9 protein-coding genes are annotated in these 13,124 nt (G+C 74.1%); 2 read left to right on the top strand and 7 right to left on the bottom strand.

All coding sequences use genetic code 11. From position 1 onward, the window contains the following. Positions 1 to 31: 31 nt before the first annotated feature. The 3 genes from OHB00_RS44975 to OHB00_RS44985 form a co-directional block, all read right to left on the bottom strand. Entirely contained in the window at positions 32 to 4,987 is a 4,956-nt protein-coding gene (locus tag OHB00_RS44975) for a hypothetical protein (protein WP_406443908.1), read from the bottom strand. After that, on the bottom strand, positions 4,984 to 5,838 hold the full coding sequence (locus tag OHB00_RS44980; RefSeq protein ID WP_406443909.1) for a DUF4132 domain-containing protein: 855 nt from the start codon (positions 5,836 to 5,838) through the stop codon (positions 4,984 to 4,986). The genes OHB00_RS44975 and OHB00_RS44980 overlap by 4 nt, the downstream gene beginning before the upstream one ends. A 277-nt stretch (positions 5,839 to 6,115) precedes the next feature. After that, positions 6,116 to 6,508, bottom strand: coding sequence for a DUF5997 family protein (locus OHB00_RS44985; RefSeq protein WP_406443911.1), 393 nt, complete (start codon positions 6,506 to 6,508; stop codon positions 6,116 to 6,118). Between the two features lie 129 nt (positions 6,509 to 6,637). Here OHB00_RS44985 and OHB00_RS44990 point away from each other — a divergent pair, with 129 nt between their 5' ends. Both OHB00_RS44990 and OHB00_RS44995 read left to right on the top strand, forming a co-directional pair. Beyond that, a complete protein-coding gene (locus OHB00_RS44990) occupies positions 6,638 to 7,387 on the top strand; it encodes a LysR family substrate-binding domain-containing protein (RefSeq protein WP_406443913.1) in 750 nt (249 codons plus the stop codon). A gap of 141 nt (positions 7,388 to 7,528) precedes the next feature. Further along, positions 7,529 to 8,560: a methyltransferase gene (locus tag OHB00_RS44995; protein WP_406443914.1), complete on the top strand. Its 1,032-nt coding sequence runs from the start codon at positions 7,529 to 7,531 to the stop codon at positions 8,558 to 8,560. A 21-nt stretch (positions 8,561 to 8,581) separates the two neighbouring features. Here OHB00_RS44995 and OHB00_RS45000 read toward each other — a convergent pair whose 3' ends face one another. From OHB00_RS45000 to OHB00_RS45015, 4 genes are all read right to left on the bottom strand, one after another. Beyond that, positions 8,582 to 10,066 carry an MFS transporter gene (locus OHB00_RS45000; RefSeq protein ID WP_406443916.1) on the bottom strand — a complete coding sequence of 495 codons (1,485 nt, stop codon included), beginning with the start codon at positions 10,064 to 10,066 and terminating at the stop codon, positions 8,582 to 8,584. Positions 10,067 to 10,214: 148 nt separating this feature from the next. Continuing rightward, positions 10,215 to 11,690, bottom strand: coding sequence for a S8 family serine peptidase (locus tag OHB00_RS45005; RefSeq protein ID WP_406443918.1), 1,476 nt, complete (start codon positions 11,688 to 11,690; stop codon positions 10,215 to 10,217). Positions 11,691 to 11,827: 137 nt separating this feature from the next. Then, the gene (locus OHB00_RS45010; RefSeq protein ID WP_406443920.1) at positions 11,828 to 12,523 is read right to left on the bottom strand and encodes an HAD family hydrolase; all 696 of its coding nucleotides are present in this window, start codon (positions 12,521 to 12,523) and stop codon (positions 11,828 to 11,830) included. Positions 12,524 to 12,538: 15 nt separating this feature from the next. Further along, the gene (locus tag OHB00_RS45015) at positions 12,539 to 13,015 is read right to left on the bottom strand and encodes an Lrp/AsnC family transcriptional regulator (RefSeq protein WP_406443921.1); all 477 of its coding nucleotides are present in this window, start codon (positions 13,013 to 13,015) and stop codon (positions 12,539 to 12,541) included. Between the last annotated feature and the right edge of the window lie 109 nt (positions 13,016 to 13,124).

Below are 13,124 nucleotides of genomic sequence, written 5' to 3' on the forward strand. Positions count from 1 at the left end.
AGGGCGGTTCGGGCTGTGGTGCGGTTCGTGGTCATCGGCGGCGGCCGCCACGGGCGGTCCCTGTGGTCAGCTGCTCGTACGCGGGGGCGTCCCCGGCCCGTACGCGCTCCCAGGCACGGGTGAAGACCTCCCGCACCGGGACCAGCGGGAGGGTCCGGTCGCCGCCGGCGACCGGGTAGAGGGCCTCCTTCCAGGTCTCCAACGGCAGCGCCGGAGCCCTGAGGTCGCGCCAGCCGCCGGGCAGGAAGAGGGTGCGGCCGGCGCGCGGGCGCTTCGCCTCGACGACCAGAGCAGTCGCCGCCAGTTCGGCGCGCGCCTTCTTGAGCCGGGCGGGCTTCCAGCCCGTCCACCGCGCGCAGTTGCGGTCCGTCGGGTCGGGCAGCGCCAGCAACTGGAGGTAGAGCACCGCCGCGTCCGCGCCGAGACCATGCGCCTCGGCGACCTCCGCGACCAGCGCGGGCACGCTGACCGACGGGTCCTGGGCGTACCCTTCGGGCCCTTCGGCCGCGAGAGTACGGGCGAGGTCGTCGCCGAGCAGTGTCCGAACGGCACGCAGCCGGGACGCGCGCCCCGCGCCGAGCAGACCCTCCAGGAGCCCGAGAACGGGGTCGTCGGCCCCGCTCAACCCTCCCGGCCGCAGCAGCACATGCTCCATGTCCTGGTACCAGGGACGCAGCACCAGCGTGTCCCCGGCCCTCGTCAGCCCGTGCGCGTCGGCCCCGCCGCTCTCGGGCAGGCCGAATATCCCGCGCAGCTGCACGCAGGTCGGGCCGCCCTTCTCCGTCCAGTCCAGGTTCAGGTCGAGCAGCAGCTCGGGGTCGGCCAGCCGGCGGCGCAGCGCGCCGAGCCCGTCCGTCAGCCCGGCCCGCAGCGGATGCCCGTACGGCAGCACGTACGCCAGCGCCGCCAGGCTCTCCACCGCCCCGGCCAGCGCGTACGAACCGGGCACCGCCGACGGGTCGGCGGGCGTGAGGTCGCCGTCCTTGTCGGGCCGGAACACCGTGGTGCGCGCGAGCCACGGCGTACGCGCGGGGTTGAGCACGGCCTCGGCGTGGTCGAGGCCCATGCCGACGAGATCGGCGCTGAGCTCCTCCGGCAGGCGCACCAGCGTGCCGAGCCGCTCGGCCCACACCCGGCCCGCGGCCGCCGTGTCGGGGCCGGTCGTCCAGAGCTCGGCCGGGTCGTCCGGCAGCAGCGCGCCGAGAAGCGCCCGCTGCTCGTCCTGGCCCAGGGAGTTCAGCAACTGTGCGCCGAAGGTCCGCCGGCGGGGCTTGAGGCCGACCACCGCAAGTCCCTCGGCACCGGGGGCGTGCGGGTGGCCGGCCAGCAGCACGGTGGCCTGGAGCGGGCCGAGCGCGCCGTTCGTCGCGGACGCCAGAGCCTCGGGGGCCTCGGGCCGCCAGGGTGCGGCGCCCTTCTCCCGGAGCAGCCGGGTCAGTTCGGCCAGCCGGTCCGCCGGGATCCCGGCGGGGTAGCGGGTCTCCCGGACCAGCGTGAAGTGGCCGACGGCACCGAACGCCCCGGACGGGTCGTGGTCCAGCGCCAGCCACTTGACCGTTCCCAGCGGGTCGTCGACGCTCTGGCAGCCGAGCACCACCACCGTGCGGCCGTCCCGGCGCAGCACCTGACCCGCCCGCTGCTGTTTGTCGTGCGGCTCGCCGAGCACGACCACGCGCAGCGTGGCCCCGAGCCCCGGGAGCGGCCCCTCGGCCAGCGCCTCGAACAGCAGGAGCAGCGGCTCGCGCTGGACGTCGGTGAGGGCCGGTGAGCAGGCGCGGTAGGCGAGCGGCCGCAGTGCGCCCAGGACGGGCGGCCATTCCGCACCGATGCGGGGGATGGTGTGCTCGTCGCTCTGCCAGTCGTCGCCGACAGGGGCGAGCCGCTCGGATTCCGGCAGCGGCCTGCCGTCGGCGGGCCTGCCGGAGAGCACGTGGTTCACCGCGCGGATCTGGCGCAGCGCGGCCCAGCCGCCGTGCCACGCGCTCTGCAGGGTCACGACCCCGGCCGCCGCGTCGTACAGCGCCCGGTCCCCGCCGTGCGGCGGGGAGTAGTCGGCGAACATGCCCTCGGTCCGCTGCCGGGGCTGCCGCGGCCGCTCCTGCGCGGGGCCGGCCAGGGACGTGGCCCGCTCGGCGACCCGCAGCGCCGCATGGACGAGGGCGGCGACACCGGCCCGCAGCCGCCGGTCGGTCAGTTCGGGCAGCGCCTCTGCCACCGCGGCCGCGGTGACCTCGTCGACGGTCGGCACCGCGGCCCTGGCCCGGTCGTCCTTGCCGGCACGGGCCAGCGCCTCCTGCCGTTCGTCCAGCGCCGTCGCCGCCGCCCGCATCAGCTCACCGGCCGCCGCGTCGGTCAGGGCACGCAGTACGGCCGAGCCGCGCTCGTCCCGAGGGCGCAGCGCGTGCCAGAACGCGACCGGCGGCACCAGCCGGGTACCGGCCGCGTACGCCCCGCCGGACTCGCCGAAGGACACCCGGGCGAGTTCGGTGCCGTCGGCCGCGTGCAGGGTGACGCTCCGGTGCATCTGCGCGGCGATCGGCCCGGCCCCGCCCGGCAGCCGCAACACGCCCAGCGGTACTTCGGACATCCGGCCGTTGCGGGCGGCCCACAGGGTCGCCGTCCGCCCGTCCGGCGTACCCGCGGTCGTCCGCGCCTCCGCGCCCCTGCCCTCGGCGCGCACCCACCGCCCCAGCACCGTGCCGTCGGTGCCGAACGGGCTGTGCTCAAGGCCGGGTTGCAGCGGCAGCACCTCGCAGGAGTCGTGCAGCAGCGAGGTGTCCTCGCGGACGGCGGACGCCAGCAGCGCGGGCAGCGAGGCACGTCCGTGCTCGCCGGTCGCCGGGTCGTACTCCAGCCACCGCGACTGCCGCCCCTGCCGGCCCTGACGCCAGTACGTGGTGCCGTCACCCATGACCGGACGGCTCGGCGGCAGGACCGTGTCCCCGGCGTGCAGGGTGCGGCCGCCCGTGGCCCGGCCGCCACCGGGCAGCGGGATCGAGGCGTTGGCCGCGTCCATGCCGGACCACCAGCCCGCGATCTGCTCGCCGCCCAGCACGACCACCTCGGACGGGCGGTTCGACCAGTAGCCGTGCTGCTTCGAACCGTCCCGCCACATCACCAGCAACTCGCCGTCGGCATACCGGTACCGCGGCCGCTGCCAGCGGTCCAGGTCCGTGGGCAGCCGCAGGTCGTGCCTGAGCAGGATTCCCTCGGGGCCGACCACGACCGCCTTGTGACCCCGTACCAGGATCAGCGCGGGCCACGCCTCGGTCACCGACAGCTCGTGGTCCCGGTCCTTGCCGCGTGCCTCGGCGTCGAGCAGCTCCAGGGCCTCCTCCACTGCGGGCCAGCCCAGTTCGTCCAGGATCCCGGCGCGCAGCGTACGGCCGAGGACCGGGACGATGTCGTACTCGGCCAGCCGGCGGACGGCCTGCGGGATCTCCTGCATCACCGCCCGGAAGGGGCGCAGCCGCTCCAGCTTCGCGTCGGCGCCGGGCAGTCCGGCGTCGGCGGCGAACTCCGCGGCCGCCTCCCCCAGCCACTCGCGCAGGACCTCGCCGAGCACCGGATGCGCGGCCACCTTGGGGAGCTCCGCGGGCCCCTGCCCCCGCCCGAGTCCCTCGACGGCCGTGAACAGCATCGCGCGGTGCCGGGGTTCGGCGGCCATGGCCTTCAGGTCGCGCTCCCCGGGCCGCTGATCGCGCAGCCAGACGGCCAGCGGCAGGTACACATGGGTGTCCGCGTCGGGTACGGCCAGCGCGATGCCCTCCGCCACGCACAGGTCCAGCAGGTCGAGGTCCGCTCCCGCCTGCCAGCGCCCGGTGAAGAGATCGACGGGCCGTCCGCCCGCCCGCAGCCGGGCCGCCATCCGCTCGACCAGCGCCAGCGTCGCGGGGGAGCGGTGCGAGTACGCCGCCCCGTGCTTACGGTGCTGGGCCCACCGGCTGAGCCAGTCCGCCGCGTCGACCTCCCCGCCGCCGTCCCCGGTGAGCAGCAGGTCCGCCCCGCACTCCGCCAGCAGCGTCAGCCAGAACTCGTCGTCCTCCACCTGCTGGCCCAGGCCGGCCGGCATGATCTCCAGCAGCCGTGTCCGGAGCGCGGGCCGCCGCTCGACGAGGACCGGCAGCACGCTCCGGTAGGCGTTCCAGAAGGAGGCGGGCGCCCGGACGGCGGCCGGGGAGGCGAGCAGGTCGGCGACCAGGGCGCACTCCTCGGTGACCCGGTCCAACCCCGCCGCCGTGATCAGCCCGCGCGCGTCCTGCGGCAGCGAGGCGTACGGCGGCATACCGGCCGCGCAGCGCTCCACCGTCAGCTGCCGGAACTGCGCCCAGGCGGTGGCCCCGTCGAGCCGCCGCGCGAGGTCCTTCACATACTCCTTGAGCGCCTTGACGGTGAGCGCCCCGGCGAAGGCGAACTCCAGGAAGACCGCACGCTGCCGCTCCTCGTCCACCGTCAGGGCGTGCACCCGCTCGGCCTCACGGGCCTTGCCGAAGAAGGCGGCCGCGTACGTCGTGTTCTCGTGCTGGAGGAAGATCCGCGCGGCCTGCTCGTAGAAGGTCGGCAGGAAGTGCGGGACCGCGCGGCCCAGCCGCTCGCCGAGCGCCTCGAAGCCCTCCTTCGCGTTGCCCGGCTTGGACTTGGCCTGCCGGGCCAGCCGCTCGACGTCCTTGACCAGGGCCAGGGCGTGATGGCCGTTGGCCGGGTCGTGGACCAGCGCCCAGGCCGGGAAGCCCAGGGTCTCCCGGCGCACCTGACCGACCTCGGGCGCCTGCGGCTCCCGGGCCAGACCGAGGAACTCCAGCGCCAGGTCCTCGGCCTCGCCGAGGGTGCCCGGCACCAGCCGCACCACCGCGCGGCCGTCCAGGGCGGGGTGCGTGTACGTGCGTGCGGTCAGGACGTCGGCGTCCTCCCTCGCGGTCGTGCCCGACGGCAGGATCGCGCCGGCGTCGAGCAGCGCGGCCGTGGTGGTGTCGTCGTACGTGCTCATGCCGCCCGCTCCTCGTCCTCGATGTCCCGCCCCGCGTACAGCGCCGCCGCCATCCGCATCCCCTCCGACCAGGCGACCGGGCCGACCTGACCCAGCCTCAGCGCGCGGCCCGCCGGATCGGTCCACATCAGCGGGCCGGTCTCGGTCTCGGAGTAGCTGTCGTAGTCGCCGATCCAGACCCGGGCCTCGGCCGCGCGGCCCTCCTCCAGCACGGAGCACACCGCGTAGCCGCCGCGCACGCGGTACCCCGACTGCGTGGCCCTGCCGTGCAGGAACCGCAGCTCCTTGAAGACCCCGCCCGCGTACTCCTCGATCTGGGTCGCCTCCGGGTCCAGCGCGGCCGGGCGGTGCCAGACCTCGCGGAAGAGCTGCTGGGCCCGCTGCTCGACGCCCAGTTCCACGGCGAACTCCCGCAGCTCCTCCAGGTCTTCGAGAAGCACCGGGTGCGGCAGCCGGACCAGCTCGGGGGCGATGCGCACGGTGTCACCGTCGAGGTCGACCAGGCCGAGACCGCGCTCGGCGTCCGCGTCCCGCAGGAACCCGGCGACCTCGCCGTCGGCGCCGGTGACCACCAGGTCGCGCAGCGCCGCCTGCCAGGCGGGGTCCGGCCAGACCTGCGTAAGGACGGCGAGCGGGACCGGAAGGGACCGGGTCATCCACCGCTCCACGTCGGCCAGGCACTGCCGTTCGTGCCGCTCCAGCCACTCGGCGAGCTGCCGCAGCCCCAGGACGGCGGGCTCGTCCGCCAACTTCGCTGGCACCGACTTCAGTCGCCGCCCGGCCGCGTTGCGGCAGACCACCTTCCCGTCGTCCAGGGCCACCTCGTACTCCCCGGCCGTCACCCACCCCATGCGTGCCTCCCCGCACCGCAGTGATCAAGTGATGGCGACTGTAGGGGAGACCACTGACAAGGCCCTCTGCGGTCCACAGCGAGACGGGAAACCGCGGCTCATCGGGGGGAGATGGAGCTGAGGGAGATGGGGGGGAGCGGGGACCGGCGAAGGCCGGGGTGACCGTTGTGCCCAGCCCAGCCCAGCCCGCCGGGGGCCTGGCCGGTACGGCGACGGCCCCGGGACGCAGGCGCAGGTGCCTGGGCCAGGGCCGTGGGAAAGTCTCGCGGGCGAGGGCTCAGCCCTGCCCCGACTCCTTCTCCCGCTTGAGGTTCTTCAGACGCACGGTCTCCTTGCGGACCTCGGCCTGTGTGGCGCGCTCCCTCTGCAGCCACTCGGGCAGCTCGCTCTTGAGCTCCTCGATCTGCTCGGTGGTGAGCGGCTCCGTCACCCCGCCGCGCGCCAGCCCCGCGATGGACACACCCAGCTTGGTCGCGACCACCGGACGCGGGTGCGGCCCGTTGGCCCGCAGCTCGCGCAGCCACTCCGGCGGATTCGCCTGGAGCTCGGTCAGCTCGGCGCGCGAGACGACGCCCTCCTGGAAGGCGGCGGGCGTGGCGGGCAGGTACACGCCCAGCTTCTTCGCCGCGGTCGCGGGCTTCATCGTCTGGGCGGTCTGGTGCGAACTCATGAGCTCAAGGGTATCGGCCGGCTGCGGGAGCCCCGACCACACCGGCCGGCGGAGCCCCGGCCCCGGCCGATGCGGCCGTCGGCCGTGCCCGATGCCGGACGGCCCCTCGCGGCCCGTTAACCTGGGCTGGTGACAGGCTCGGAGGAAACACCGTCGTTCCGGCTCGCGTACGTCCCCGGCGTGACGCCCGCCAAATGGGTTCGGATCTGGAACGAGCGCCTGCCCGACATCCCGCTCACCCTGCGCCAGGTCCCCGCCGCCGAGGCCGCCGACCTGCTGCGCGCGGGTGACGCGGACGCCGGTCTGGTACGGCTCCCGGTGGACCGTGCGTTCTTCAGCGCGATCCCCCTCTACACCGAGATCCCGGTGGTCGTCGTTCCCAAGGACCACGTGATCACGGCGGCCGAGGAGGTCACCGTCGCCGACCTGGGCGACGAGGTCCTCTTCCACCCGCTCGACGACGTCTTCGACTGGGAGGCCCCGCCCGGCGAGCCCGCCTTCGAGCGCCCCGCGACCACCGAGGACGCCGTCGAGCTGGTCGCCGCCGGTGTCGGCCTCCTGGTCGTCCCGCAGTCGCTGGCCCGCCTCTACCACCGCCGGGACCTCACCTACCGGCCGCTCACCGACGGCCCCGAGTCCACCGTCGCCCTGTCCTGGCCCGAGGAGGCCACCACGGACCTGGTCGACGACTTCATCGGCATCGTCCGCGGCCGCACCGTCAACAGCACCCGGGGCCGCCAGGCCGCCAAGCCGTCCAAGAGCGCGCAGCCCTCGCCGGCCAAGGCCCACCAGACGCAGAAGCCGGCCGCCCGTACCGCACGCGCGCGTGCCACCGGCGCGAAGTCCGCCAAACGCGGCAAGCCCCGCCGTCGCTCGTAGGCCGCGCCTCGACGGCCGGCCGCCTGCCGCACGCCCGCTCCCGATCTGCTTCCGCGCGCCCCGATCACCTTCCGCGATCCCGGGGCCGCGCAATGTCACGATGCCTGCGGACATCCCGGACATCCCGCCGCTGGAGGCGCCGTGAGCCCAGAAGCAGCCCCGGACGAAACCGTCGACCCCCGTGCCTCGTCCGCGTTCCTCGTCGACGAATCGCTCGGTTACCTGTTCCCGGCCGCTCTGCGCGCCGCCGCGGTCGTCGGTGTGGCCGACCACCTGGCCCACGGCCCCCGCACCCCGGCCGAACTGGCCGCGGCCACCCGCACCGACCCGCGCAACCTCCACCGGGTGCTCCGGCTGCTCGCCACGCGCGGTGTCTTCGAGGAGGACGCCGGCGGCCGCTTCCGGCTCACCGCCGCCGGTGACGCGCTGCGCACCGACGCGCCCTGCTCGGCGCGCGCGGCCGTGCTGATGAACACCGACCGCAGCATGTGGCTGCCCACCGCCGACCTGAGTCGCTGCGTGCGCGAGGGGACCTCCGCCTTCGAGCACCTTTTCGGGCTGCCGTTCTTCGAGTACTTCGGGCAGGACGAGGACTGCGCCGATGTCTTCCACTGCGGCATGGCCGCGATGTCCGACGCCGAGAACGAGCCCATCGCCGCGGCCTGCGACCTCCCGCGCACCGGGACGGTCGTGGATGTCGGCGGCGGCCACGGCGGCCTGCTGCTGGCGGTCCTCGGCCGCCACCCCGGTCTGCACGGCGTCCTGTACGACCAGCCGCACGTGCTGGCCGGGCACCGCCTGGACACGCCCGGGACCACCGGCCGCTGGACCACCGAGAGCGGCGACTTCTTCACCGCCGTACCGGAGGGCGACGTCCTCGTGCTCAAGCGGATCCTGCACGACTGGGAGGACGAGCAGTGCGTGGCCCTCCTCGACCGCTGCCGTGCCGCGCTGGCGCCGGGCGGGCGGATCCTGGTCGTCGACGCGGTGGTGCCGCCGGGCAACGCACCCCATCAGGCCAAGGCACTCGACCTGCTGCTGATGGCGTGTCTGGTGGGCCGGGAGCGCACCGAGGCGGAGTTCGCCACGCTGTTCGAGTCCGCGGGTCTGAAACTGTCCCGGGTGGTACCGACACCGACCGTGCTCTCGGTGGTGGAGGCGGTGGCCGCCTAGGAGGCGGGGGACGCCCGGGTCTCAGCCCTTCGGGGTCCGCGCTGCCACCGGCGGCTGCGCTGCCTCCGGCGGCTCCGAGGCCTTCGCCCGCTCTCCCAGGTCCGCCACCGCCAGCCCCAGCGCCACCAGGATGAACCCCACGGATGTGAGCAGGCCCAGCTGGAGCGCCTCGGTGGCCGGGCCGCGGTGCGCGAGGTGGGCGAAGTACACCGAGCCCACCACCGCGATCCCGGCCGCCGATCCGACGCGCTGGCCGGTCTGGAGCACCCCGCCGGCCGCACCGGCCCGTTTCACCGGGACGAGGGTGAGGGTGAGCGTGGTGTTGGGGGAGACGGTGATACCGGAGCCGATGCCTCCGATGATCATCGGTACCGCCGCGGCCCACCCGATGCTGTCCAACGGCACCAGCCGCACCACCGCGACGATCCCGAGCAGCCCCACCGCCACCCCGGCGAGACCGATGACGACGAGCTTGCGCCCGTGGCGCACCACCAGCCGGCCGCCCAGGGCGGCACCGACCGCCGAGGCGGCCGCGAAGGGCAGCACCGTGACTCCGGCGGCCAGCGCGCTGTAGCCCGCCGCGTTCTGCAGAAAGAGGGCGAGGACGAAGAAGATCGTGGTGAAGCCCGCGAAGTAGGTCAGGCTGACCACGGCGCCGAGCGTGAAGGACCGCAGCGAGAACAGGCTCAGATCGACCAGGGGTGCCCGTCCGAGCCGGCCCTGCCGCCGCTCCCACACCCAGAACAGGCCCAGCAGCACCGCGCCCACCGGCAGCAGCGCCCACTTCTGCCGTCCGGTCCACTGCTGTTCCTGCACCAGCGGCAGCATCAGGGCGAGCACGCCGGAGCCGAGGAGCAGTACCCCGAGCGGGTCGAACCGCTCCCGCCGGTCCGCCGACGCGGGGAACCGGGGCACCAGCCGCAGGCCCGCGGCGAACGCGGCGACCCCGATGGGCAGGTTGACGAAGAACACCCAGCGCCAGCCGTCGTCGGTGCCTACCGCGTCGATGATCAGACCGCCCGCGAGCGGACCGACCGCCGTCGAGACCCCGATGACACTGCCGAGCAGCCCGAAGGCCTTGGCGCGCTCGGCGCCCTGGAACATCTGCTGGATCAGCCCCGAGGTCTGCGGCGCCACCATGCCCGCCGCCGCGCCCTGGATCAGCCGGAACACCACCAGCCGGTCGGGGCTTGCGGCGAGCCCGCAGGCCGCCGAGGCGACCGTGAACACGGCGAGCCCGATCAGGAAGGCCTGGCGCCGCCCGCGCATGTCGCCGAGCCGGCCCGCCGGGACGAGTGCCAGCCCGAAGGTCAGGGCGTAGCCGGAGACAACCCAGGACTGGGCGGCCTCCGTGGCGCCGAGTCCGCGCTCCATCGAGGGCAGCGCCACGTTGACGATCGAGGTGTCGAGCAGCGAGATGAAGCCCGCCGCGAGACAGACCCCGAGCGCCCGCCACCGCCGGTCGTCGGTGGCCGGCGGCTGCGGTTCTGCCCAGGTCGTGGTCATGCGGCCACGCTATGCAGTCATCCCGGGCATCGCACGACCGGCGGAGCGAACGGCTGGCCGACTGCGCCGTCCGGGTGGCGCCCGCCCAGCGTGACGGTGTTCGCTCGCGGGCGCCGACGCGCTCCGTGCGCGGCGCACGGGGGTGGTGCTACGCGAACCTGGCCAGGACGAAGTCCAACGCGGCGCTCACGTCGACCAGGCCCGCTCCGGTGGCGTCGTCGTGGCCCTGACGCGCCTGGTTCCCGAACGCGTTCCTTCCGGTGGTGACGTCGACGGTGGTGCTGGACAGGGCCTCGACGACCTGGGCCGAAGTGAGCTCCGGCCGTGCTCCGAGCAGTACGGCCACCGCTCCCGCCAGTTGCGGTGCCGCCGCCGAGGTGCCCGAGAACTCCGCCCAGCCGTCGTTCTTGGCCGTCCGGTCGAACGACGGGTCGTGGGGATCCGGGCTGCTCTCCTCGACGTCGATCTCACAGCCGGGCGGCACCGGCAGCATCAGGTACTGGGCCCGGGGCAGCATGCCGACCAGACCGCACACGGTGGGCACGACGACCCCCTGGAACCAGGGGCTGACGTACCCGCTCGCGTAGTCCGACGCGCGCAGCGCACCCGTCGGCCCCACGAACGCGCCGCCGGCGGCGAGGACGCCGGGCACCTGTGGCTCGATGGAGAACTGCCCGTTGCCCGCCGAGAAGACGACGACGATGCCGTGGTCGAGAGCGTCCTGGATCTCCAGGGCCGCCATGATGTCGGGCTGGCTCGGCGGTCCGTCGGGTGGGAACGGTCCGTCCCCGCCCCACGAGTTGGTCATGATCTGCGGCCGGTCCGACTTGGCGCGCATGAAGCCCGCCATGGCGGCGACCAGATCGCCCTTCGGGTTGCTCGCCCGGTACGGGCGCAGCCGTGCGCCGGGCGCCACGGCGAAGATGTTCGCCGACTCGCCGGTGCCGTGTCCGACCGGGTCCTCCGTCGGCTTGGTGCCCGCGACGACGGTCACCGCGGGGGCGACGTCGTAGTGGTGGGCGGCGAAGAAGGGGTGCGCGAACTGACCCGTGTCCACCATGGCGACCTGGACCCCGTGTCCCGTCTCGCCGGCGTCGTGCGCGGGGCCGGCGTTGAGCAGCCGGGCCACGTCGTCGGGGAGGGTGAGGTGGAACCCGGCGACCGTCGGGGGATCGGCGGAGACCGGGAGGACGTGCATCGCGATCCGCGGCTGTTCCAGCGCGACCGCCTCGATGGCGTCCTCGCGCGGCGCGGCGCCGATGCCCAGGGCCTCGGGCTGCCGGTCGCCGATGATGTCGAGGTGCGTGACGTCCCGCACTCGTTGCATCTCCGTCCGCTGGCGGACCTCGTAGCTGACGATCCGTCCGGTGGTGAGCTGCTCGTACGCGGCAGGCGTCCCCGACACCGCGAATCCCAGCCTGCTTTCGGCCGTCACGGTCAGCCCTGCCGCGCGCGCGTGCTCCTTGGCGCGCGCCAGGTCGTCGTCTCCGGCGTGGAACGGCCGCGCGGACGAGAGGTCGGTCGCCTGAGGCATCGGCACTCCGCCCTGCGACTTCGCGGAGACATAGCCGTACACGGTCTCCGGGACGTTCTCCTCGTACTTGGGTGTGGCGAGGCGTGTCATCGGTCCTCCAGATGAGCTGAGAGCCACATGTTGCCGACGAGCTCGCCTCCTCGATTTTCCCATCGATTGCGCAACTCCGCAAAACGTGATACCCCACGCATTCCCTTGAAAAGACGACCAGTTGGCCGGCCACACCGTCAGCCGGACCGGGCCGCCCGGACCAGCCAGTCGTACGCCCCGCGGGCCGTGAACTCCGCCTGGCCGCCCCGCAGCAGCAGTTCGGCCGTGCCGAAGCCGGGGGCGTCCGCGTGTGCGGCGACATAGGGGATCGCGATGCAACGCATCCCGGCGGCGTGGGCCGCGGCCGCGCCCGGAGCGGCGTCCTCCAGGACCACGCAGTCGGCCGGGGCGGCTCCGAGGCGGCGGGCCGCCTCCAGGAAGACGTCGGGGGCCGGTTTGCCGCGCGGCACCTCGTCGGCGGAGACCACCGTGCGCAGGTACGCGCCCAGGCCCGTGCCGGCCAGGATCGCCTCGATCGCCTCGGGGGAGGAGCCGGAGGCCACCGCCGGCCGGACCCCCTCGGCCGCCAGCAGCTCCACGAACTTCCGCATCTCCGGGTACGCGTGCGTGCCCGTCCGGGCCAGCTCCAGATAGCGCCGGTTCGTCTCCGTGAGCAACTCGGGCACCGAGGGCCGCAGTCCATGGCGGTCGCGCAGCAGGGTCACCGTCTCCAGCGTGCTGATGCCGACGAGGCGCTCGTGCTCCGCCCAGGTGAAGTCCGGGACGCCGTGCCCGGCCAGCATCTGCCGCGTCGCCTCGTAGTAGTTCGGCTCGCTGTCCACGAGTGTTCCGTCGAGATCGAAGATGACCGAGAGGCCGCCGAGACCGTTCATGGAACCAGGATGCCGTTACGCGCGGGCGGCCCGGCCGATGGACTCCACCAGCGGCAGCAGCCGGTGCGGAACGCGTTCACGCAGCGCCATCTCGGTGCGGGTGCGCACCACGCCCGGCAGGCTGATCAGCTTCTGGATCACGTCCTCCAGATGCGCGTTGTCCCGCGCCACCACCCGGGTCAGCAGATCCCCGCCGCCCGTGATCGAGAAGGCCTCCACGATCTCCGGCACGGCGGCCAGCGCGTCCCCGACGTCGTCCAGATGCCCCTGGGTGACCTCGATGTGCACGAAGGCCAGCACCGGGTGGCCCAGTGCGGCGGGGGAGAGGGAGGGGCCGGTACCCGTGATCACACCGTCGCGCTCCAGCCGGTCCAGCCGGGCCTGCAGTGTGCCCCGGGCCACCCCGAGAATCCGGGCGTACTCGCGCACGCTGGTGCGAGGCTGCTCCAGCAGCAGCCGCAGGATGCGGGTGTCGAGCTCGTCCACGGTCATGACGTACGACTGTACCAATGGCTCACCGGTGCGCCGCGCTGACCTGGGCCATTGGCATCCGCACCGTCATGTGGCGCTCGCCGTGGGGGGACCATTGTCCCAGCGAAAT

Source organism: Streptomyces sp. NBC_00631 (genome assembly GCF_045206895.1).
Taxonomy (GTDB): domain Bacteria; phylum Actinomycetota; class Actinomycetes; order Streptomycetales; family Streptomycetaceae; genus Streptomyces.